This window comes from Porphyromonas loveana, assembly GCF_003096695.1.
Classification (GTDB): domain Bacteria; phylum Bacteroidota; class Bacteroidia; order Bacteroidales; family Porphyromonadaceae; genus Porphyromonas; species Porphyromonas loveana.
In genome coordinates this window covers 18566-42398 of sequence record NZ_QEKY01000014.1, presented here as the reverse complement: position 1 = coordinate 42398, position 23833 = coordinate 18566, and the positions used below count along the sequence as shown (strand labels likewise).

The following is a 23833-nucleotide window of genomic DNA, read 5'->3' as shown; positions in this document are numbered from 1 at the left end:
AAGATAACAGATGAAAAAGCTATTTCTAACGCTGGCAACCCTCGCGATGGCGTTTGCTTTCGTAGGTTGTGACATAATCGACAAGGATAATACGCTCTTGCCTGCCCCGGCTCCTGCGGCTCCTGGTGGAACAGAAACTCCTACTGAGATAGACATTACCCAGACTCACGAGGATAGATATGTATTGGCAGAGGACTTTACCGGTCAGAAGTGTCTCAATTGTCCCAAGGGACACAAAAAACTGGCAGACCTGAAGGCTCAGTATGGCAATCGCCTGACTGTTGTGGCGATACATGCAGGTTCCGAATCACTCGTTCCTCCTCTCTTCCGCACAGAAGCCGGTAGCGCATACTTTGTTCAATTGGCCAATAATGCTAACCTGCCTGCTCTTATGGTTTCTCGCAGAAAGTTCGGCACTTCTTATGTGTATGACAAGTCTTACAAAACATGGGATGCACCTATCGGGGAACAAATGCAGGAAAAGGCGCAGATGAATGTCTTTGCTGTGGCAGAGTATACTGATGCGCAGAAGATCAAAGTGACGGTAAAAGGTAAGGTGCTTGAAGGCAATAGTATCCCTGCTGCAAAGGTGCTGGTATACCTGTTGGAAGACAAAGTAATCGCATCTCAAGTGGATGGTGGTACGACCATCGAAAACTATGAACACAACCACGTTTTGCGCGGTGCTGTAAACGGCATTTGGGGCGAAAATTTTGTGGATCTCAAAGATTATGTGTATACTTACACCGTCGAACCGCTTGCGGGAATGCCGTTTGTGGCTGAGAACTATTCGATTGTGGCCTTTGTTTACAATGCAGAGACGTACGAAGTATTCGATGTCGTGCAGGTAGGTATCAACCCGCAATCCGTTATGTAACGAACAAAAAAGAAAGAAATATGAGAAGAATCTTTATGTCCTTTGCATTGATTTTCGGCTTGGTGGCTGTAATCAATGCGCAAGTCGTAATCAAATTGATGGATGGCACTGTTTTGGACAACAATGCAACAGTGGAGATTACCGAATATGAAACTGCGGATAACATGGAGTCTATGGGGCTCCTCGGAACTGTAGTCAATTTGGGAACCCCTATGAATGTTATAGGTAAGGTAACAAAGCATGAGATGATCAGTGGAGGACACTTCACACTGTGTTTCGGACAGTGTATGATGGATGACGTGGCTGTTTCTCCTATTGTATATGATCTTGACGGAGAAGGTGAATTCTTGTCTTTGCATTATGCATTCCCTGTCGCAGCTGATGGCCATACAGGATCATTCACTTTTAGTTGCTTCCCCGAGAGCGGTGCTCCGGGTACGGAATTGGCTACGGTGAACGTTAATTTCAAATACAAAGGTGGTGGTACGGGTCTGACCAATATAGGTTTGGGGCGTGTAATGCTCATCCAGAGTGGCAATTCTTGCACGTTGCAATACAATAGCAACGGCAAGCGTTTGGCTCTTGAGGTGTATAACCTCTTGGGCGTGAAGGTTTTTTCTTCCCAGCTGCCCTCTGGTTCCGGTTCTTACACGCTGCCGGTGCGCCTGCAACGCGGTGTACATATCTTCCGTATCACGGAAGGTGGCAAGCCTGCATTCGTTCAGAAGTATCTGATCAAGTAATAAAAGAAAGACTAGTCTTGGTGTAGCTTGAGTGCGTAACCGAGCTTCTTTCATCGAAAATTGAAGACTGCCCCGAAGCCATAATCAGCTTCGGGGCAGTCTCTTTTTATCTATATTTGTACAATTGGTGCTCTGAAGAAAGCTCCTAACATACAATACAATGGCAAAGATATTAATGGCATTTAGTACAGTAAGCGAAGGTTTCGAGGCGCTTACTGCACACCATGAGGTGATTTTCCCTCCCCGGGGACGAGACTTTACGCAAGAGGAAATCGCAGAACGCATAGGTGACTGTGACGTCCTCTGTTCTGTTTTTGATATTCCCATCGGACGAGACCTGATCGATAAGGGACGCTCCCTCAAGCTGATTGCAAACTATGCAGTCGGATATAATAATATAGATGTGGCTTATGCTGCATCCAAAGGCATCGTGGTGACTAACACGCCTCGTGCCGTAATCGAACCGACGGCCGATTTGGCGCTTGCGCTGCTGCTGAGCTGTACGAGACGTATAGCCGAATGGGACCGACTCTTCCGTCACGATGGGGCGAACGTGGAGCGAGGTCGCCTCTGCCGCCTCGGCGTCAATCTCTATGGCAAGACTTTGGGCGTTTTGGGCTTCGGTAACATTGGAGCTGCGGTAGCGCGCCGTTGCCAGGCGTTCGGGATGGATGTCCTTTATAATAAGCGTACGCGCTTGAGCGAGGTGGAAGAGAAAGCCTTGGGCGTGACTTTCGCCAAGAAAGACGACCTCATCCGCCAGGCCGATGTTGTGACGCTTCATACTCCTTTGACACCGGAGACTCGCCACTTGATCGGAGCGACAGAGCTTGCAGCCATGAAACCGACAGCCATTCTCATCAATACGGCTCGCGGAGCGGTGGTGGACGAGCAGGCGCTGGTGCAGGCTTTGCAAGAGAAGCGCATCGCGGCAGCGGGCTTGGATGTCTTCGAAAATAACGATGTCCCCTCGCCCGAACTTTTCACGATGGACAATGTGAGTCTGACTCCGCACGTGGGGACGCAGACTTATGACTCGCGTGTGGACATGGTGCACGAGCTTTGCGACAATGTTTTGGGCTTCCTGCAAGGCGATCGCCCGATCAGTCGCGTCAACTAATAAGAGCGAATAATTACAAATCGAAAAAAGAATATGAACGCAACAACCCAAAACAAAAACTACGTTTTGCCCATCATCATGATGATCGCCCTCTTCGGGATGATCTCGTTTGTGACGGGTTTGGCCAATCCGATGGGAGTGATCGTGAAGAATCAGTTCCAGACGACCACTTTCATGTCCACACTCGGCTACTTCGCCACTTTCATTGCCTATGCATTCATGGGCTATCCTGCCGGCATGCTCCTCCAGCGCATCGGCTATAAGAAGACGGCCTTGGCTGCCATCCTGGTTGGCTTTGTGGGAACGGGTATCCAGCTTCTGTCGGGCGAATGCAGCAGTTTCGTCGTTTATCTGATCGGAGCTTTCATCGCCGGATTCTCCATGTGTATGCTCAATACGGTCGTGAATCCGATGCTTAACACGCTGGGAGGCGGAGGCAATCGCGGCAATCAGCTCATCCAGGTGGGCGGATCGTTCAATTCGCTCATGGCTACGCTTGTCCCCGTATTGGTGGGTTACTTCATCGGCAGCAACGTCGAACAGGCTAATATCAAACAGGCCTATCCTGCCATCATCCTGGCGATGGGTATTTTTGCCTTCGCATTTCTGGTCCTTTTGTTTGTTCGCATTCCCGAACCCAGCTTGTCCCAGAGCAGCCGTAGTGAGCGGCTGCCTCACAGCCCGTTTGCATTCCGCCATTTCGTGCTTGGGGCGATAGCCATCTTCCTCTATGTCGGCATCGAGGTGGGCATCCAGCTCTTTATCAATCCTTACATGACTTCGGCCGCTGCTGAAGGTGGACTGGGTTATGACGCTACGGTGGCCGGCTCCGTCGTGGGCACTTACTGGTTCCTGATGCTCATCGGTCGTCTGATAGGCGCTGCCGTTGGGGGCAAGGTGTCGAGCAAGGCGATGCTCACATTTGTCTCCACGCTGGGTATCATCCTCGTGCTGGCTGCCATTCTCACGCCCACGGCTCAGACGTCTTCGATGCCCGTCTTCCGTTCGGACATCTCTTTCGGCTTCACCACGGTGCCCCTCAATGTCGTCTTCTTGGTTCTCTGCGGTCTCTGTACTTCGGTGATGTGGGGCGGTATCTTCAATCTGGCGGTCGAAGGTCTGGGCAAATACACGGAAGCGGCATCGGGCTTCTTCATGGTCATGGTGTGTGGTGGCGGCATTTTGCCTCTCATCCAGGGCTATTTCGTCGATCAGATCGGCTATGTAAACAGCTATTGGGTAATCGTCTTAGCTCTCGTATTCCTCCTTTATTATGCCTTGGTGGGATCGCGCAATGTCAATAAAAATATTGCCGTGGACTAGTGTATCGTCAAGCTCGGTCGGCATAGCCGGATTAAGATAGATCTCCGTTGCGTTCTATTGCGGACGCAGCGGAGATTTTTTGTTTTCGTTCGCAAACGATGGTATTCGGTCTGCCCAATTTTTTCTCTCTGTGTGCGGAAAACGGTGCTTCCGGTGTGGAGTACCGAGGGGAGACTGACAATCGGAAAAATCCAATCCGAAGAAAGAAAATTTTCCCGGCCGAGAAACTTTTCTTGACTATGAAAATAAAGTTTCTCTATGATGAAAATATTTTTTTACAGTAATGAAACTTTTGTTTTATGCTGATGAAAAAACGTGGCGATGTGCGTGGGTGTTGCCTCGTTTCATGAGACTCTTGCTGTTTTACCTATAAAAGGGGATGGAGAAAGGCTTTGTCAGTCTGTTTTTCTGACTAATTTCGCGCTCGAAAACCGCAGAGATACCAAACTCTGAACTTAACTATTGAAAAAATGATTGAACCTCAAAAATTCAAATCGGGACGTTGGCAGCAGGAAGTTGATGTCCGTGACTTCGTTTTGCGTAATGTAACTCCCTATGAAGGAGACGCATCTTTCCTTTGTCCACCAACCGAAAGGACCAAACAAGTGTGGGCTGTCTGCCTCAAAGCTCTGGAAGAGGAACGTGCCAATAATGGTGTGCGTTCCATTGACATTCACACGATCTCTGGCATCAATGCCTTTACTGCCGGTTACATCGACAAGGCTAACGAAACGATCGTTGGCCTGCAGACCGACGAGCTCCTCAGACGTGCCATGAAGCCGTTCGGGGGCTATCAAGTCGTTAAGAAGGCTCTTGAGGAAAACGGATTTGAAATGGATCCAGAGATAGAAAAGATCTTCTCGCACTACCGCAAGACACACAACGACGGAGTGTTCGATGCTTACACAGAAGAGATACGTACCTATCGTTCGCTCGGCTTCCTCACGGGCTTGCCTGACAATTATGCCCGCGGTCGCGTCATTGGGGACTATCGTCGTCTTGCCCTTTATGGGATCGATCGTTTGGTCGAAGCCAAAAAGGCCGATCTTCACGATCTCACTGGGCCGATGACCGAGGCACGCATCCGTCTGCGTGAAGAGGTGAGCGAGCAGATCCGGGTCCTCGGAGAGATCAAGGCCATGGCCGCTTCCTACGGCTACGATGTGAGCCGTCCCGCCTACACTGCACAGGAGGCCGTGCAGTGGGTTTATTTCGCCTATCTGGCAGCTGTGAAGGAACAGGACGGTGCAGCCATGAGTCTCGGCAACGTATCTTCTTTCCTCGACATTTATATCACTTACGATCTGAACAAAGGGCTTATTGATGAAAATTTTGCGCAAGAGCTGATCGACCAGTTTGTCATCAAGCTGCGTATGGTGCGCCACTTGCGCATGGGATCGTATAACGACATCTTCGCCGGCGACCCCACGTGGGTGACAGAAGCCATCGGCGGTCGTCTGACCGATGGTCGCCACAAGGTGACGAAAACAAGTTTCCGTTTCCTCCAGACGCTCTATAATCTTGGGGCAAGTCCCGAGCCGAACATCACTGTGCTCTGGAGTCAGGATCTGCCTTTGGGCTTCAAGGAATTCTGTGCACAAGTATCCATCGACACCTCTTCCATCCAGTACGAGAATGACGACCTCATGCGTGCTACACGCCACTCCGACGACTATGGTATTGCCTGCTGCGTGTCCTTTCAGGAGATCGGCAAGCAGATACAGTTCTTCGGAGCCCGTGCCAATCTCGCCAAGGCTCTCTTGCTGGCGATCAATGCTGGCCGATGCGAGAACACCGGCACGCTCATCGTGCCGGGCATTCCTGCCCTCAAACACGAGTCACCCTTGGACTATGAGGAGGTAATGGCCAATTATAAGCTCGTCCTCAAGCAGGTCGCTCGCGTTTATAACGAGTCCATGAACATCATCCACTACATGCACGACAAGTACTACTACGAGCGGGCACAGATGGCCTTCATCGACACGAATCCGAGTATCAACCTCGCATACGGAGCTGCTGGTCTCTCCATCGTCGCTGACTCGCTCTCGGCCATCCGTTATGCCAAGGTCACGCCTCAGCGCAATGCCGAAGGGCTGACGGAGGGCTTCGACACCGTGGGCGAATACCCCTGCTACGGCAATGACGACGACCGCGTGGACATGATAGCCAAGGATGTGACGCACATCTTCTCTACGATGCTCAAGGAACTGCCCATTTACAAGAATGCTCAGCCCACGCTCTCGGTGCTCACCATTACTTCTAATGTAATGTATGGCAAGAAGACAGGAGCCACTCCCGACGGGCGTGCCAAGGGTGTCGCTTTCGCTCCCGGTGCAAATCCCATGCACGGTCGTGACGAGAACGGAGCCATCGCCTCGCTCACCTCTGTGGCCAAGCTGGACTACCGCGATGCGGAAGATGGCATCTCCAATACCTTCTCCATCGTGCCTCACTCTCTCGGTTCCAATCAAGAGGAACGAGTGGAGAATCTCGTGGGCATGATGGACGGCTACTTCTCTAAGGGTGCGCATCACCTCAATGTCAATGCGCTCAATCGTGAGCAACTGCTGGACGCCATGGAACATCCCGAAAACTATCCGCAGCTTACCATCCGTGTCAGCGGTTATGCCGTGAACTTCGTTCGCCTCTCACGCGAACACCAGCTGGAAGTTATCTCGCGTAGTTTCCACCAGAAGATGCGTTGATGTATCTCTTGTTCTAAGATTATTTCGGTCCCTTCTGGAGGCTGTGTCGGGTAGGAGATTATCCGATGCAGCCTTCAGTCCTATTCGTTCCATTATTAAAATGATACTTGAGGTATGCTACCGATAGTTCGAGTACATTCCTTTGAGTCGATGGGCACCTTCGACGGCCCGGGGCTGCGCCTTGTCGTTTTCTTGCAAGGATGCAACTTCCGTTGTCTTTACTGTGCTAATCCGGACACCATCGCCAGAGAGAGCGAGAAGACCAAGCACCTCCCGGGCGATGAGATTCTCCGACGAGCTCTCTCGGAGAAAGCCTTTTTCGGCCGGCGTGGCGGAGTCACTTTCTCGGGCGGAGAACCCACACTTCAAGCGCAAGCCCTCGTCCCCCTTTGCCAAGAGCTCAAGAAGCATCAGATCCACATTTGTATCGATTCCAACGGCAGCGTCATGAATGAGGATACGCGACAGCTCTTCGACATTGTGGACATGGTCTTGTTGGACTGTAAGCAGCCCGATGCAGCGAAGCACCGCATCCTCACGGGCGTGCATAATAGCGTCACGCTGAAGACAGCCGAGATGTTGGCGGAGATGGGCAAACCCATTCGTCTCCGCTATGTAGTCGTGCCCGGTTATAGCGATTCGCCTGCCGATATTGATCTGCTGGGACACACCTACTCTCGCTTTTCTAACATTGAGCGTATCGAAGTCTTACCCTATCACACTTATGGTAAGCATAAATATGAAGCCCTCGGATGGGAGTATAAGTTGGAAGGCCTCAAAGAACCGAGAGCCGAAGACATCCAGCGCATTGCAGAGCAGTTGAGGGGATATTTCTCCTGCGTTTGGACGCAGTAACGAGCTGTTGGAGAGGATCGCCTACCAGATAAAAAGCGAAGAGCAGAAAAAGGAAACGAGGAAGGGGACGCTTAGGTCCACGACGAAGCCGTGGTAAATAGAGACGATCGTGTAGTCCGCTCCCGAATAGCGAATGATGATCGGGAGAGTCGTGTCCATCGTAGTCGCTCCGCCTACAGTGATGGGAGCCAGACGGCCGAAGTAGCGCACCAATAGAGGTGCTGCGAGCAGAGCAATAATCTCTCTGGCGATATTGGCCAAAAGCGCCATCGTTCCTGCTTCGGCTCCGCGATAACCCGACACGAAAATGGCCGAAAGAGAGTAGTAGCCAAAGCCTGATCCGATCGCCATTCCCTCTGCCACGGAAGTCTTGGGTAGCAGGTAGCCGACTATCGCACTGGCGCAAAGTGTGCCGAGGATAGTAGCCAGAGGAAGCAGAAGCAGGATCGGTTTGATGTGGCGGAAGCTCCGCAAAAGATGCGGATTATTTCCGATGCTCAGCCCTACACCGAACATCAATGCCATCAGAGCGTAAAAACTCCATCCGCCCGACGTCAGCGTATGCGGGAGGAAGTCGTAGTATCCACAGAGGATGCCGACCAGCAGGAAGAGAACGATGACGATACTACCTTTCATTGTCTTCGTCTCCGTTTGTCGTCCGTTCGTCCGCTGTTTTCCCTTTTACATACCACCATAGCACCCAAGCCAATGCCGCACTGCCCAGCGAACTGCCAATGGCGAGCAGCGATGCTTGCAAGCCCAAGCGAGGCAGAGCTGCAATAACTACCCTATTGGCTCCCACTTCTACCCCGAGCAAGAAGACCAGCAACCATATCAGTGCCGAAATGAGATTGTCTGTCTTTCGCAGTCGGTGGCGACGCAAGAGGTAGCCGATGAGGATTCCTCCACATAGGCAGGCGATAACGGAGAACATATCTGGTAGTGTATCTGTCGTTCAAAGCAAAGGGCGTGCCTTTCACGGCACACCCTCCACCTTATTCTATTGTATTGCTTGCGTTTGATCAGAAACGGTAAGAGAATGTCATCGCCAGTTTCAGATTGGAACGGTTCAGCGTAGCAGGTACAGGCGACACGACCTCCAATACGTCAGCAGGATTGGGATCGTCCGACACCATGCGGCCGAAAGTGTAGTAGTAACTCTTGTCGTTGCGATATACGACTGCCAAGTCGCCGGAGAGCTGAGGAGTGAAGCGATAGCCCAAGCCACCGGTCACCGTGTATGAATCGCCCGGCAGCTCGTAGTGTGGCATGGCTCCCATCGGGAAGATTGTCACCTGAGCAGGGCCGTCGAAACTCTTGAGCTTTACATTTTTGATCGGGTTAGAAGAGTAAGAGTAGCCGGCACGCAGACTGAAACGCGGTGTCGGACGCAATTCTCCTCCCATACGAATGGTGTGGCGTGCCCCGAAGTCTTCCGCGATGAACTTATTGTCCACGTACGGTGTGCCATCCTCGGCCTTCAATTTGATCTGTCCGAATGACTCCAGTTCGTAGTCCACACTGATAAGCCCGTGTTTGCCGGCCACAAAAGCCGCACTGGCAACGAATCGACTCGGGCTGTTCAGTTGGAATGCATTATAAGATTCCGGTGTCTCGTCGCTCATGAAGTAGTATTGTTCCGGGAGCAATTGCCCATTATCATCCAGCCCCTGTGAGTAATAGGACGAAGCCTTCGCTCTATAGTAGCTCTTCATCCAATACCAAGTGGGCGTATAGAAGGACAAGCCCAGGCGCACTGCATCCGTGGGGCGGAAGATGGCACCGACGCCGATATTCAGCCCGCTTCCCGAAGTCGATAATGTATTGTTAAGCGTCAGATAGTCCTTGATAGCTCCGTTATTGAACGTGAAGTCCTCTCTATAGGCCGTGCTGGCGTCGAACTGCAGATCACTATACGTGATGCTGGCACCCAGATACCAAGTGTCCTTGATGTTGAGACCGAAGCCCACATCGTAGTTCCATACGTGGCCGGACTCATTTAGCTCAAATCCTGTGGACGACGGGCCGAAGAGCTGATATCCGTTGCCCGTATTGTACTTGAATATGGATTCGAATCCATAACCGCCGGCAAGTTTCCCTATCCAACCCGCATTATAGCCCAAGTCGGTGAGCCAACTGCTATGAAGTCCGCCGTAATTGAAGTTCGAGGGGTTGGCATTGCCCGGCGTTTGAGCTGCCGTATAGTCGGCAAGGGAGTATTTCTGTTCCCCTCCGCTCATGCGGAACGAGCGGGCATAGTCGAGTATGCGCTTCGCTCCAAAACCAAAATTGATGCTCACATCTTCGGTCGGTTGCTCCCACGTGCCTACGTAGCTGATGGCGCTGAAGAGCAATTTATTCTTGTTGAATTTCTCACTCGATCCCTGCCAACTGACTTGATTGGACGTAGCAGAGAAGTCGAGCGTGGCAGACACCTCAGAAGAGAGGAATACACCCAGTCCGGCAGGATTCTGTCCGATCGAAGAGAAGTCTCCTCCCAAGGCGCCGAAGGCTCCTGCCATGGAGCGAAAGCGAGCCGAACCTCCGAGTTCGGTACGACTATAACGAATGGCATCGGCTTCTCCTTGAGCATGGATGGCGGGCGTACCGGCTACTATTGACAGCGCTGCACCCGCGATGTATGCAAATATCTTTTTCATTTTTTCTGGAAAGGGCAGTAGCCCCGTTTATAGGTTGATGTCTCTACACTACTACCCCCGAGAGAAGCGGGCTTGTGAAAAATCGAAGGCGACCGTTCCTCTCGGGAGGGTAGGAGAGCAGAAGTTGACTGTTGGTTATTGCTGTTATTGTTAGTTGCGACCACTGCGACCGCCACCACCGCTGCTACGCGCTCCGCCGCCCACGGATCCGGACGAACGAGAGGGCGTGGAGAATCCGCCACTATTGTTGCTATTGCGTGAGGACGGTGTGGAGAAGATGTTCCTATTCTCTGTCTGGCGATCCGTACGGACATTCCTGCCGCTTGAGCCGGAGTTGTTCGGATTGTTTTGTTGGAGTTTGGGCTGCACTTGCTGCACCGGACGTTGAACATTCGTGCCTTCCACTCTGGTGCCACGTCCTAAGCGACCGGGTCTTACGTTTGCATTGTTGTTGCCACTGTTTATCGTCGTCTCTTTTTCAGTCAACTTCGGCTTGTTTTGGAGGGTTGAAGTCTGTGCAGACGGTCTGTTGTTGAGACGTCCGTTAACCTTGCCGAGCGTTGCAGTGCCGGGACGGTTCGGACGACCGTTAGAGTAGTATGCGCCGGAGTGCTGTCCACTCGAATAGGTGTTGTGGTAATAATGGTGATGGTGGTGTATCGGCCCCGGATAACCTCCCCAGCCATAGTAGCTTCCCCATCCGTAATATCCCCATCCCATACCGATGCCATAGGGGTTGTGATACGGATTGTATCCCCAGCTCCAATACCAGTTATAACCAGGGTAGTAACCACCCCAACCAATGTGACTGCCGTAGTAGAACCACGGGTAGTTCCATGTATAATTATACCATCCTAAGAAGGATGGGTACCATGCCGTGTAGGGGAATGGATCGTACCAAGGCGAATTGACGTTCACGTACACATTGATGGGTGCATCGTCGTAGTAATAGTCATCTCCGTAGGCAAAGCGTTCGCCATCGTCCGTGACGTACACGTTGTCCGCATCGGAGATAATGATCGTGTTCGGCTTGTAGAAGCGAGCCAAGCGACGGCTATAGCGTCCCGGTACAGAAGAGCGTACGGTTTTGCGCTTCTCATCTTTGGCGACCTGCTTGCCTTCATAGGTCTGCCCCCCGCGGCGGTTGTAGGCGTCGATGTCTTTGTCCGAAGCCGTAGCATACTGTTCGTCGTCTACGTATTCGTCATCTTGCCCTTGCCACTCTTGGGTTTGCTTCTGTTCATGTTGTTTGCGTGATGCTTTACGCGAAGTATAGATGTCGTCTCCGAAGACGTCATCATTCTGTGAGTACGCCGGAAGCGTAACCAACAGCACCGCTCCCAGTAGGAGCAAACTTCTTTTTACCAGCTTCATACTCATTTTGTTTTTGGTCGTTATTACTTGAGGCTCCTTTCTTCCGGCCCCCTCTATTGATTTAGAGTGCGTGGAGAAGAGGGGTTTAATCCTTTTTCGGGCGTCAAGATACGAAATTTTCCAAACCAACCATGGTTATGCTCATCTACGCTGTATATATAGTGGTATAAAAAAGACCGAGATCGCACCCGATGCAATAGCATTTGGACGGCGATCTCGGTTGTGATCACGTATCCTGATAGTTCTCAGAATACGCGCGATGCGACAGACTGATTAGAGATTCGGATTGACTGTCTTCCAGTCTGCAATGGCGGGGATGATGCCCATGGCGATAACTTCGTCGCGCAACTTTGCGAGGTGTCCGTAGCTCTGCTTGAGTTCGGCACGTTCACTCTCATTGCCCATTTGACTCACACCGCCGTGCTTCACGCCATCCTTGGAGATGGTCGTTTCCATGGCCATCATGATGTTCTCAAATCCTGGCTCGTTCACGTAGCAACCTGCAGGCCAACGGAAGCTCTCGCCGCCCATGGCAGCGCGGATCATCTCGATGGATACGTATGAGGGGCTTTGGAACGAAGAGCGACCACGCAGTTTGATGATGTTGGCACCACCCTTGATCACGCGCTGCTTGAGCGCATCCCAATCTTCGTTGGTGAGCTTGTCCGTGCCGATCAGATCGGTCAGCGGCGTACCGTTTACCTTGGCTGTGCTGGCAAAGACTGCCATCTGCTCGCCGTGGCCGCCATAAGTGCGCGGATTGGTCACTTGGCTCTGCTGCAGACCGAAGTGCTTGGCGAGTTCGCTTTGCAGACGGGTACTGTCCAGACCCGCCAGCGTCGTCACCTGCGAAGGCTTGAGGCCCGAGTAGATGAGCGTAACGAGGCCGGTGATGTCGGCGGGGTTGAAGATGATGGTCACGTGCTTGCAGTCGGGGCAATAGCTCTTGATGTCCTTGCCGAGCTGAGCGGCGATCTCTGCATTGCCTTTGAGCAAGTCCTCGCGCGTCATGCCATCCTTACGGGGAGCACCGCCCGACGAAACGATATACTTGGCATCCGTGAGGGCTTCCTTGATGTCAGTCGTGAATGTCAGATTCAGTCCCTCGAAACCGCAGTGGCGTATTTCTTCTGCCACGCCTTCCAGACCAACGGCGAAGGGGTCGTACAGACATAGGTTGGGCGTCAGGCGCATCATTGCAGCTGTCTGAGCCATGTTAGAACCGATCATACCGGCAGCGCCGACGATGGTCAGCTTCTCTTCTGTCAAATAGTTCATTGCTACTTTATTGTTTAATGTTTGGATTACTATGATGGAGGGTACCGACTCTTCTTTGACCTTCCCTAAATTGTAACCTCACAAATATAGGCTTTTATCCTGAGAGTACCTACTGCCATCCCCCGTGCCAATTCGGATCTCCCCCTTGGTCTCTTAGGTTATGATCCTATGCAGAGAAGGAGCTCTGTCTCCCTCGGTTGCTTTTCCCTGTCGTCTGATAGGAGACAGCCCGCACTGCGTCGTTAGCAGTGCGGGCTGTTCTTATAGGAGAATAGGGGGCAAGCTCCATTGTTCTGTGGAGTTGTCTCTGGGATACTCTCTGTTTTCGAAGATGCGGGTTACTTCGCTGCCTCCCTCGAAACGGTAAGTAAGTTGCACTTTATGGCTATCCGTTGTCGCCGGTGCTCGTATCAGGAGGAATTCCTGAGAAGCATCAACAAGCTTGATCGGTTCTTCAGGAAAGTTCGACAGGTCTAAACGCAGATAGTCCGTAAAATATGGACAATACGCAATTTGGTAACCGCTCTGTATATAAGTCCAGCATTCGAGTAAAAATACTGAAGTAATATCGTTCAGAGAGCTCCCCTTGGGATGCTCTTCGTCGTAGTCATCCAAGGCAACTGCATCTATGGAGACAACCGGTTCACAGAGAGCCCCAAACGGGGGATATCCCCGTGAAGGAGTTCTGCTAAAGCTAACAGAGTTATTACGATAGGGACTGTCGTTCGGAATCATATTGTCATAAAAAGCAGTGTCTCCGTATAGGATGCTTAACTCTCGATATTCTTCTGACCCTTTCGAGTAAGTTTTCGATGCCATGAATTCATAACTCCATAAAACTTTTGTTTGCCCTTGCCAAAAGCGTCTAACCTGTATTCCATTCGGAACTATGTATGCGCGTATGAAACTCCCGGGCACAAGCGGTTTGGGTGGTTCATCCGCCTTGCTTTTACAGGCAGAGAGCCCCAATAGGGGAAGAAAGGCAAACAGCCACAGCAAATTCTTTGTCATATTGATTAGTTTTTTTGTGTTATGTTTGCTACGATACTTAACTCAACAGTATAGTTTTCTTCATAAGTGGTAGAATTTGGACTGAGAAAACCGCCACCGGCATCGTAATAGGAGTATCCATGAGCTGTATTGAACACATTGTCTAAGAAATACCCATTATGGTTGCCATTCCATCCCCAATTACAATAGAAATATGTCCAATGTCTTTGGGTCGTTCCATGAAATGAACCATAGCTGGAAAAGTGTAGCTCGAGCGTTTTTTTGACACTTCCTTCGATAACCCATGCATGTCCTACAGGACTACCATAAACCTTACCACTGAAATATACTGCATTGCCATTTTGCAATGATCCTTGTATTAGATCTCTATTGTATCCAAGCAGCTTCGTTGATGTATAGCCTAATCTTGCAAAAACACCAGGAACGACTTCAGAAGAAGCATTGGTTCCCAAATATCCCCAATTATTGTTGCAGTAATCACCTATGGTTCGGATATAAGAGGCGATTGTCTGCTTCTTATAATCATTGTCAAAGTCGGATTCTTCTGGCAATGACAGTACGGACCAATCCAATGTTTGTCCGTTTAGTATCTTGGGATGTTGGTGCCCTGTCGTTATTTGTCCAATAGCGATTGCAACGCATCCGGCAGGAGCAGGCTCGAGTTCTCCCGTGTAACTGTTCGGAAAAGTTTCTGCCATAAGGTTAAAGGGGGATCTCTGTCCCCAAATTACATTCAGCAGATTGTCGGTTTTCTGAAAACTAATGACAGCATCCGAAGTTATTGTGCCGTTGATGTAGTCATTGATGTTGATAGTGATCGGGTAGAGCGGGGACGGTGTATCACCCAACACAGATAATTGGTCTGTGAATTGTATGAATTCATTCCGAGTATAACCCTCTACCTCTTCTTTAGTCGCAAGCCCAAAGTCGATGATTCGTTGACCTATCTCCTGATAGTAATAATTGGGGAGTAATCTGATAAACAGTGCCAACCCTTTGTTTTGGATCGTATCGTTCAAAGCCATCCTCGAATCGCTAAATGCAACGGTAGAAAGAGGCAATATCCTGCTGCCGGCAACGACAATAGATCCATCTCGGTCAAAATTGACGATGTAGGCGACTGTGTCTCTCTCCGAATCTGATCGAAGTCCTGAAACAGTAACAATGGGTTCAAGGCTTTGGACATTCGGAAGATCGGCAAATGACCGCCCTCTTTCCTTCTGCATACTGACGAAATCAGATACAGCAAAGGCTTTAATCTTTTCTTCAAATGTTCTCTCTGTGGACTGTTGTCCCGGCAATCCATTTTCATGAGACTCAAAAGCCTCTTTCGTACAAGCTGTAAATCCTGCTACAATCGCAAGACCAATAAGAATCTTTTTTTTCATATGAAAAACTTTTAGAGGTTATAAAATAATCATCGCCACAAGTATAAGCAATTTTCATCAAAAAAGCCAAGTTTCTGTGTGATATTCCGGTAAATCCCTGTCGGATAGGTCTGATTTATTTTTCTTAGCTTGTGTCGGCTGCAAAAGCCTTAATGGATGCAAAGGGTAATAAAGATTTCTTTCAAGTCTCGTCGTTGTTTTCCCTCTCTCTTAGGTGCACAAAAAGTTTTCAACACCGAAGGGCTGTTTAGATTCATTCTAAATAAGCAGATTTTTGCAGGTCGTTCGGAAGGGAAAACGAAGGCGGAGTGGAAATTTGAAGAGTCGAAAAGCAAACTTTCCGAGTTCGGATGATGAAGATTATAATCTTTAGATTCAATCTTTATAAAGATCGTTTCTGATTATTATAATCATTGCATTTGATATTTATAAAGATCAGATGTCATCTTTATATAGTTTGCACCCTCCGAAAGACTATTTGATGCCGTTGAAAACGACAAGTCCCCGTTGCGTTCAGGCACGAACACAACGGGGACTTGATGCTTTTTGCTATGAGTTGGGAGGGTTTATGGCATCCTATTCATCGTCAGAGAAACAACAAATATAGACACTCGGACAAGCGCTGATGCCTTGCCACGGTACTATCGAAAGGGGGAGGAGAGAGACGGAGGGGGCTTCTATCGGCCATATACAAGTGTTTGTTATTCATCATTGCTTTCATTTATTACATATTATTTTTTGTTCTTTCCGTTAGCCTGCTCAGATATTCAGTTATCTACGTGTCGTTGAGCTGCCGGTCGGACTGCAAAGATAAGAAAAAACGGGGCTTGCTTCGAACGACGATTCTATGATGTCGGTTTGCCACGAGATATCCCTTTGCAATCGCAGCATAGCTGACGGGAAAAGCGTACTTTTGTGTAGATTTGTCACTGTCTATGAGAGTGTACACCATTCCATGCAAGAGAAACAGCATATCCATATAGGCGAGATCATAGCACGCCTGAGAGGCAGAGAGTTGCCACGCCCAGTCGTTCGTCTGCTGGAGCGTTTGATACATGAGCGCGAGATCAACGATATTCTCGACCGATATGGCCACCTCGAAGGAGTGGCCTTCATGTCTGCGCTGGTAGAGCACTTCCGCGTGGATGTGGCATGGGAGGGTGTGGAGCATTTGCCTGCGGACAGGCATTGCCTTTTCGTCTCCAATCATCCGCTCGGAGGGCTGGACGGCATCTGTCTGAGCCATCTGGTGGGCAGTCACTACGGTTCCGAAGTGCGCTACATCGTCAATGACATGCTCTTCCACCTCCGCCCCCTGCGCAAGATTTTTGTCCCCGTCAATACACGTGGGAAGCAGAAGCGCGAAAGTGTGGACCTGCTACATCAGGCACTGGAGAGCGACTTGCCCGTGATCACCTTCCCTGCAGGCTTCTGCTCCCGACAGATCGACGGGCGCGTGCAGGACACGCCTTGGAAGAAGAGCTTTGTGCGTCAGGCCTATGCCTACCGTCGCGACATCGTGCCGCTCTTCTTCGAGGGGCTCAACTCGCGATGCTTCTACCGCATCGAGCAGATCCGGCAGGCTCTCGACATCAAGTTCAATGTTGGCTCGGCTCTGCTGCCGCACGAAATGTTTAGCAGCAAGGGCAGTCGCTATCGGGTGTACGTCGGTTCGCCCGTGCCTTGGCAGTCGCTTGCTCCCGACACACGCAGTACGGCGGAGCAGGCTGCTGATATCCGCTCATTAGTATATGGCCTCAGACCCACGGCCACAACTCCATAATCATCCACTCCTATGTGTGTTCTCCCCATCATTCCGCCTGTGGCAACTGCCCTGCTCGAACAAGAGCTGACGGCCGAACGCCTGTTGCGGGTCACTAACAAAGCCGGCAACGAGATATACGTATTCACCGCCGAAGAAGCTCCCCACTGTATGCAGGAGGTGGGGCGTCTGCGCGAGGAGGCTTTCCGTCACTATGGCGGGGGGACGGGCAAGGCTGTGGACATAGACGAGTTCGACACTATGCCGGGCGGTTATCGCCAACTCATCGTATGGGATCCGGAGAACAAGGCCATCCTCGGCGGCTACCGATTTATCTATGGTAGCGAGGTGGGCTTCTCACCCGATGGCAAACCCTTGCTGGCCACGGCCGAGATGTTCGACTTCAGCGATGCTTTCTTGCGGGACTATCTGCCGAATACGGTGGAGCTGGGACGCTCGTTTGTCTCGCTACAGTACCAATCCACACGAATGGGGACGAAGGCCATCTTCGTCTTGGACAACCTGTGGGACGGCATCGGCGCTCTCACGGTGGTCAATCCCGATGCTCTCTACTTCTATGGCAAGGTGACCATGTTCAAGGATTACAATCGTCGAGCGCGCAATCTGATCCTGCATTTCCTACGCAAGCACTTCCCCGATCCCGATAGATTGGTAACTCCTATCCATCCGCTGCCCATCGAGGTCTGCGAGGAAGACGAGGCCTTGTTCTCGTCCGAGGACTTCGGCACCAACTATAAGAGGCTCAATACCGAGGTGCGCAAGCTGGGCATCAACATTCCTCCCCTTGTGAGTGCTTACATAGCCTTGTCGCCGGAGATGCGTGTCTTCGGCACGGCCGTCAATGAGGAGTTCGGCGACGTCGAAGAGACGGGCATTTTCATCGCCGTAGGGCAGATATTGGAGGAGAAGAAGCAGCGACATATCGAGAGCTTCGTTCGCAACCGGAACGGAAACGGCGAGGCTGCCAACGGTCATGGCTGAGCATAACGAGCTGGGGCATAGGGGCGAAAAGATCGCTTTGGATTACTTGCGGCAGAAGGGCCTGCAAGTGGAGGCGCTGAATTGGCAGTCCGGCAAGCGAGAGCTTGACATCGTACTGTCCACCTCGCGCGAACTCATCGTTGTGGAAGTGAAAACCCGCACGGAGGGCTTCCTCCTCGCTCCGGAGGATGCCGTGGATGCACGCAAGCGCAGACTTATATCCGAGGCGGCACACCATTATATACGTATGTACGGCATCGACCTGCCTGTACGCTTCGACATCGTTTCGGTCGTGCTCGGTCGAGATGGCTCCTGCAAGCGAATAGAACATCGGGAGAATGCTTTCCCTCTCCTGTTGAAGCGACAGCAGAGAACAGCTCCACGACGACGGAGGCTGTAGACTTCCCTGACAACGCAGAAAGTGTTTATTTTTTATGTCGAAATAATGTAGTTAAGTACTTTTTGCTTACTTTGCCTTGACCATCAATGTGTGATGGATCACTAAATTTTTAACCCCTAACTATTTTTTAGAGATGAAAAAGGTCAACCCTTTTCTTGCTCTGGCTCTTTTTGTAGCTATTTGTGCTCCTGAGCAATCAGCAACAGCACAGAGCGTGAAAAAACAAATTTCTCGTGAACAATCAAAGGCTCTCGCCCTAAAACAACAGAGAGCAAAACCGTCGGATCTTGCCCCATTCCGCGATGTCCCCATCCCAAGTGGTATGGCGCGTATTATTCTGGAAGCTCATGATGTATGGGGGGATGGATCCGGCTACCAACTTCTGATGGATGCTGACCATACTGCGTATGGCAACGAGATCCCACCCAATACTCCATTGGGACAGACACTGACAGAAGACTGCAATATTCCGGCAGATCTATATGTCCCATTCGAATTCAAAGTGCCGGCCGATGCCGATCCCTCTTGTACGCCGGAGCATCAAGTCGTGGACGGGATGTCTTCTGTCGATATTCCTGCCGGAGCATATGATTATGTGGTGGTAAACCCAACTCCTGGCTTATGTATCGTTATCCCCGGTGTCTTTGGACAGGAAGATGCTACGTACGGGAACGACTTCACCTTCGAAGCAGGAAAGACTTATCATTTTCAGGCCCTCTATTACGATGGCCCTTCCTGGCAAACTTCGGGAGACTATGTGACTTTGACCATTACAGGTGAGGGTACAGATCTGTCTGAAGTGACTACGGTCAAGCCTTATACAATGGCTATAGTGGGCAACAAAATCATGGCGACATGTAATGGCCATATTGCTCTCTACGATATGAACGGACGTTACGTAGTCGGAGGAATCGACAAGCTCGAATACACGGTCCCCATGGGATCTTATGTGATCCGATTGTCGATAAACGGCAGGACATACGTAGAAAAAATAGCCGTGTCAGATCAGTAAAAACATCTGTGTCGTTCTTTTTCTGAGAAGGATTCCTCTCAGTGTAGAATAAAGGAAAGGCGTGTCAAAGTCGAAATTTTGGTACGTCTTTCCTTGTTCTATTATTGAAGAAATTGATAGCTCTTGGGAATGGAGCAAGGAGGACTCGTCTGAGATTCTTTTTTGCTTGGTGATCGAAAAAATGGTAATTTGGCACCGCCTTAGCGCAAGGGCATTCGCCTTCGACGACAAGACAATCAAACCACAAAACATCAAATAATGAAGTTCACTCTGGACAACACCTTGCCTGCCTACCCCAGTTTCGTGGCAGGAATCCGCCGCGCTCCCGACCGCGGCTTCCGTCTTACTCCCGCACAGACACGTACAGCACTGAAGAATGCGCTCCGTTATATCCCCGTTGAGCTGCATGAAAAACTGGCTCCCGAATTTCTCGAAGAGCTGAAGACTCGTGGCAAGATATACGGCTATCGTTACCGCCCCGAGGGTGACCTCAAGGCTAAGAGTATCGACGAATACGAAGGCCGTTGTATTGAAGGAAAGGCTTTCCAAGTGATGATCGACAATAACCTCTGCTTCGACATCGCACTCTATCCCTACGAACTTGTCACCTATGGCGAGACGGGCCAAGTGTGTCAGAACTGGATGCAGTACCGTCTCATCATGCAATACCTCCGAGAGATGACCAATGAGCAGACGCTCGTGATCGAAAGCGGACACCCGCTGGGTCTCTTTAAGTCCAAACCCGAAGCCCCACGTGTGATCATCACGAACTCGATGATGGTGGGTCTCTATGACAATATCAAAGACTGGGAGGTCGCCGCTCAGATGGGTGTGGCCAACTATGGTCAGATGACTGCCGGCGGCTGGATGTACATCGGTCCGCAGGGTATCGTACACGGTACATTCAATACGCTCCTCAACGCAGGTCGTCAGAGACTCAATATCCCTACGGGAGGCAATCTGGCCGGTAAGCTCTTCGTCACGAGCGGTCTTGGTGGTATGAGTGGAGCTCAGCCCAAAGCCGCCGATATAGCCGGTGCCGTCAGCATCACAGCAGAGGTGGATAGTAGTCGTATCGACACGCGCCACGGACAAGGCTGGGTAAAGTTCCGAACGGACTCAAAGGAGGAAGCATTCCGCATGGCTGCCGAAGCGCAGAAGAAGGGCGAAGCATGCTCGATCGCTTACCTCGGCAATGTGGTGGATCTGCTTGAGTATGCTCTCAGTGCCAATATCCACATTGATTTGCTATCCGACCAAACGAGTTGCCACGCCGTTTATGAGGGTGGTTACTGTCCTGTGACGCTTTCGTTCGAGGAGCGCACGCGCTTGCTGAAGGAGGATCGCGACGAGTTCTGTCGCCAGATCGATTTCGGTCTCAAGCGTCACTTCGAAGCTGTCAAGGCACTTGTGGCTCGCGGTACCTACTTCTTCGACTATGGCAATGCCTTCATGAAGAGTATATACGACAGCGGCATCATGGAGATCAGCAAGAATGGTTTCGATGATAAGGACGGTTTTATCTGGCCCAGCTATGTAGAGGATATCATGGGTCCCGAACTCTTCGACTACGGTTATGGTCCTTTCCGCTGGGTTTGCCTCAGCGGTAAGCATGAAGACCTGGTCAAGACCGACCATGCAGCTATGGACTGCATCGATCCGAACAGGCGCGAGCAAGACCGTGATAACTGGATTTGGATTCGCGATGCGGAGAAGAACCAGCTCGTTGTAGGTACACAGGCTCGCATCCTCTATCAAGATGCTCTCGGTCGCATGAACATCGCTCTCCGTTTCAACGAAATGGTTCGTCGCGGTGAGGTAGGTCCCATCATGCTCGGACGTGACCACCACGATGTGAGCGGTACAGACAGCCCCTTCCGTGAGACATCTAACATCAAAGACGGTAGTAACGTGATGGCCGACATGGCTGTACAATGCTTTGCCGGTAATGCTGCTCGCGGCATGAGCCTCGTCGCACTGCACAATGGCGGCGGTGTGGGCATCGGCAAGTCGATCAACGGAGGCTTTGGTATGGTACTCGATGGCTCGGAACGTGTGGACGGCATCCTGCGTTCGGCTATGCTGTGGGATGTAATGGGCGGTGTGGCTCGTCGTTCATGGGCACGCAACCCCAATGCCATGCAGGTAAGTGAGGAGTTCAATACCAGTCATGGCGACGGTTATCATATCACCTTGCCGTATCTGGTGGACGAACATCTGCTCGATACGATACTCTGATAGGACTGAGATCATGGATAAAAACTGTGCCGAGGAGGTGAGGTAAACTTCCGCTCGGCACAGTCTTTTTTGTCTGAAACCATTGATAAAGGGTAATTGTTGGTTGTAGGAAAACACCTACATTTGTAAGAAAACCAAAATAAATAGATACAATGAAGTTTGAAGTAGCCAGCAACATGATGTTGCAGCATTTGCAGTTGATTGCTCGCGTGATAGCATCGCGTAGCACACTGCCAATCCTGGAGTCTGTTCTTTTCGAACTCGAAGGGGATAAGTTGAGACTTACGGCAGCCGATATGGCTAATCGCATGAGTACAGAGCTCACCGTAAATAATATAGGAGGAGAGAATGGTACGTTTGCCGTTCCTGAAAGAATTCTGCTTGAACCTCTCAAGGAGCTGCCCGACCAGCCGATCGCCTTCGAAGTGAATACCGATAGCAAAGCTGCCCAAATCGCTTATAGCAATGGCCACTACACCTTTGTTGTGCAGGATGCATCGACCTATCCGCAGGCAGCGGCTTTGTCACAAGACGCCATCACCTCGGTGCTGCCTGCCGAGTCTCTGATGAGTGGTCTTTCGGCCACACTCTTTGCTACGAGCCAGGATGAGCGTCGTCCTATCATGACGGGCGTCTATATGGACTTCTTCGAGGATAAGCTCGTCTTTGTGGGCTCGGACGGACAAATTCTGGTCAAGCAAGAGGATGCCAATGTGCGTAGCTCGCAACGTAGTGCGTTCTGTCTGCCCAGAAAAGCTTGTCTCCTCCTGCGCTCTGTCCTGCCCAAGCTGGAAGGCAATGTACAGCTGACGTATGACAACAACTATCTCCATATCGAATTGGGCGACTATACGCTCACAGCTCGTCTGTTGGAAGGCCGTTATCCCAATTACAATAGTGTAATACCGACGAGCAACCCCTACGAAGTGAAAGTGGATCGTCTGCAACTTCTCTCGGGAGCGAAGCGTGTGGCTATCTTCTCCAATCCGGCCACAAGTATGCTGCGTATGGAGTTTACACCGGACGGAATCCGCTTGTCGGCCAATGATATTGACTTCTCTGTTGCTGCAGAGGAGCACGTGGCAGCAGATTGTCCGGCAGACATGAATATGCGTATTGGCTTCAAGTCGGATGTCTTCCAGACCATCCTGCAGGGAATGTCTTCGGATGAAGTGATCATAACACTGGCCGACCAGACTCGTGCAGGCTTGATTCTGCCGGCGGAGAACGAGCCGGGTATCAGCTTGTGCAATCTGCTTCTGCCCATGAAGTTGATAGGGGAATAAAGACCGGACTCGCATGAAACTCAATCTGAAGAATCCGCTTGTCTTCTTCGACCTCGAAACGACGGGGGTTGATTTGGTTCGCGACAGAATCGTCGAGATCTCGATTCTGAAAGTGATGCCCGACGGAAGTGAGGAGAGTAAGACGCGAAGAATCAATCCCGAGTGCCCCATCCCTCCCGAATCGACTGCTATTCACGGCATCTCGGATGAGGATGTGAAAGATTGTCCCCCGTTCCGTTCCGTAGCGAAGAGCTTAGCCCAGTGGATTGAGGGATGCGACTTGGCAGGATTTAACTCGATACGATTCGATGTGCCCATGCTGGTAGAGGAGTTCCTTCGAGCAGGAGTGGATATTGACCTCAGTAGGCGAAAACTGATTGATGTGCAGACGATTTTCCATAAGATGGAACCTCGTACGTTGGAGGCGGCTACTCGATTCTACTGCGACCGAACGCAGGAGAATGCTCACTCGGCCGAAGCGGATACGCGTGCAACCTATGATGTGTTCAAAGCTCAACTGGATCGTTATCAAGGGACATTGGAGAATGACATGGCATTCTTGGCCGACTTCTCTCGTCAGTCACGCAATGTGGACTTTGCCGGCCGTCTGGTCTATGACGAGCATGACAACGTCATTATCAACTTCGGGAAGTATCGCGGACGCAAGGCCTTGGATGTACTACGTACGGATATGGGCTATTATGGTTGGATTATGGATGCAGACTTTACATTGAATACGAAGCAGGAGTTTACCCGCTTGCGTCTGTCGTTGAATAATCCCGAGACCAAATAAACAAAG

The 23833-nt window shown here is 50.8% G+C and carries 20 protein-coding genes; 13 read left to right on the top strand and 7 right to left on the bottom strand.

Annotated features, from left to right (window positions below; translation table 11 throughout):
* Window positions 1-10 precede the first annotated feature (10 nt).
* The 6 genes from C7382_RS08135 to pflA all read left to right on the top strand — a co-directional run bounded on the left by C7382_RS08135 (window position 11) and on the right by pflA (window position 7623).
* A complete protein-coding gene (locus C7382_RS08135; protein ID WP_116679792.1) occupies window positions 11-877 on the top strand; it encodes an Omp28 family outer membrane lipoprotein in 867 nt (288 codons plus the stop codon).
* 20 nt (window positions 878-897) lie between these two features.
* Complete coding sequence (locus C7382_RS08130) at window positions 898-1620, top strand: T9SS type A sorting domain-containing protein (protein ID WP_116679791.1); 723 nt, start codon at window positions 898-900, stop codon at window positions 1618-1620.
* A gap of 160 nt (window positions 1621-1780) precedes the next feature.
* Complete coding sequence (locus tag C7382_RS08125) at window positions 1781-2740, top strand: 2-hydroxyacid dehydrogenase family protein (RefSeq protein WP_116679790.1); 960 nt, start codon at window positions 1781-1783, stop codon at window positions 2738-2740.
* Between the two features lie 33 nt (window positions 2741-2773).
* On the top strand, window positions 2774-4063 hold the full coding sequence (locus C7382_RS08120; RefSeq protein WP_116679789.1) for an MFS transporter: 1290 nt from the start codon (window positions 2774-2776) through the stop codon (window positions 4061-4063).
* 470 nt (window positions 4064-4533) lie between these two features.
* Window positions 4534-6768: a formate C-acetyltransferase gene (pflB, locus tag C7382_RS08110; RefSeq protein ID WP_116679787.1), complete on the top strand. Its 2235-nt coding sequence runs from the start codon at window positions 4534-4536 to the stop codon at window positions 6766-6768.
* Between the two features lie 114 nt (window positions 6769-6882).
* On the top strand, window positions 6883-7623 hold the full coding sequence (pflA, locus tag C7382_RS08105; RefSeq protein WP_116679786.1) for a pyruvate formate-lyase-activating protein: 741 nt from the start codon (window positions 6883-6885) through the stop codon (window positions 7621-7623).
* Between the two features lie 21 nt (window positions 7624-7644).
* On the opposite strand, the gene C7382_RS08100 is transcribed toward pflA, so the two are convergent.
* The 7 genes from C7382_RS08100 to C7382_RS08070 all read right to left on the bottom strand — a co-directional run bounded on the left by C7382_RS08100 (window position 7645) and on the right by C7382_RS08070 (window position 15334).
* Window positions 7645-8259 (bottom strand): lysine exporter LysO family protein, encoded by a 615-nt coding sequence (locus C7382_RS08100; protein WP_116679785.1) that lies wholly within the window; start codon window positions 8257-8259, stop codon window positions 7645-7647.
* Complete coding sequence (locus C7382_RS08095; protein ID WP_116679784.1) at window positions 8249-8557, bottom strand: LysO family transporter; 309 nt, start codon at window positions 8555-8557, stop codon at window positions 8249-8251. The genes C7382_RS08100 and C7382_RS08095 overlap by 11 nt, the downstream gene beginning before the upstream one ends.
* Before the next feature lie 88 nt (window positions 8558-8645).
* Window positions 8646-10283 carry an OmpP1/FadL family transporter gene (locus C7382_RS08090; RefSeq protein WP_116679783.1) on the bottom strand — a complete coding sequence of 546 codons (1638 nt, stop codon included), beginning with the start codon at window positions 10281-10283 and terminating at the stop codon, window positions 8646-8648.
* A gap of 150 nt (window positions 10284-10433) precedes the next feature.
* On the bottom strand, window positions 10434-11657 hold the full coding sequence (locus C7382_RS08085) for a hypothetical protein (RefSeq protein WP_243405681.1): 1224 nt from the start codon (window positions 11655-11657) through the stop codon (window positions 10434-10436).
* A 273-nt stretch (window positions 11658-11930) separates the two neighbouring features.
* The gene (locus C7382_RS08080; RefSeq protein WP_116679781.1) at window positions 11931-12935 is read right to left on the bottom strand and encodes a malate dehydrogenase; all 1005 of its coding nucleotides are present in this window, start codon (window positions 12933-12935) and stop codon (window positions 11931-11933) included.
* A 261-nt stretch (window positions 12936-13196) separates the two neighbouring features.
* On the bottom strand, window positions 13197-13946 hold the full coding sequence (locus C7382_RS10155) for a hypothetical protein (protein ID WP_116679780.1): 750 nt from the start codon (window positions 13944-13946) through the stop codon (window positions 13197-13199).
* Between the two features lie 5 nt (window positions 13947-13951).
* Window positions 13952-15334 carry a C10 family peptidase gene (locus tag C7382_RS08070; protein ID WP_116679779.1) on the bottom strand — a complete coding sequence of 461 codons (1383 nt, stop codon included), beginning with the start codon at window positions 15332-15334 and terminating at the stop codon, window positions 13952-13954.
* Between the two features lie 955 nt (window positions 15335-16289).
* On the opposite strand from C7382_RS08070, the gene C7382_RS08060 reads away from it, so the two are divergent.
* From C7382_RS08060 to C7382_RS08025, 7 genes are all read left to right on the top strand, one after another.
* Complete coding sequence (locus tag C7382_RS08060) at window positions 16290-17117, top strand: 1-acyl-sn-glycerol-3-phosphate acyltransferase (RefSeq protein ID WP_116679777.1); 828 nt, start codon at window positions 16290-16292, stop codon at window positions 17115-17117.
* Between the two features lie 12 nt (window positions 17118-17129).
* Window positions 17130-18098: a GNAT family N-acetyltransferase gene (locus tag C7382_RS08055; RefSeq protein WP_116679776.1), complete on the top strand. Its 969-nt coding sequence runs from the start codon at window positions 17130-17132 to the stop codon at window positions 18096-18098.
* Window positions 18091-18498 carry a YraN family protein gene (locus C7382_RS08050; protein WP_116679775.1) on the top strand — a complete coding sequence of 136 codons (408 nt, stop codon included), beginning with the start codon at window positions 18091-18093 and terminating at the stop codon, window positions 18496-18498. Before C7382_RS08055 ends, C7382_RS08050 begins: the two co-directional genes overlap by 8 nt.
* A 322-nt stretch (window positions 18499-18820) precedes the next feature.
* Window positions 18821-19510, top strand: coding sequence for a DUF2436 domain-containing protein (locus C7382_RS08045; protein ID WP_165815144.1), 690 nt, complete (start codon window positions 18821-18823; stop codon window positions 19508-19510).
* Window positions 19511-19768: 258 nt separating this feature from the next.
* Window positions 19769-21748 (top strand): urocanate hydratase, encoded by a 1980-nt coding sequence (locus tag C7382_RS08035; protein WP_116679772.1) that lies wholly within the window; start codon window positions 19769-19771, stop codon window positions 21746-21748.
* 152 nt (window positions 21749-21900) lie between these two features.
* Complete coding sequence (gene dnaN / locus C7382_RS08030; RefSeq protein ID WP_116679771.1) at window positions 21901-23034, top strand: DNA polymerase III subunit beta; 1134 nt, start codon at window positions 21901-21903, stop codon at window positions 23032-23034.
* A 13-nt stretch (window positions 23035-23047) separates the two neighbouring features.
* The gene (locus C7382_RS08025) at window positions 23048-23827 is read left to right on the top strand and encodes a 3'-5' exonuclease (protein ID WP_116679770.1); all 780 of its coding nucleotides are present in this window, start codon (window positions 23048-23050) and stop codon (window positions 23825-23827) included.
* Window positions 23828-23833 lie beyond the last annotated feature (6 nt).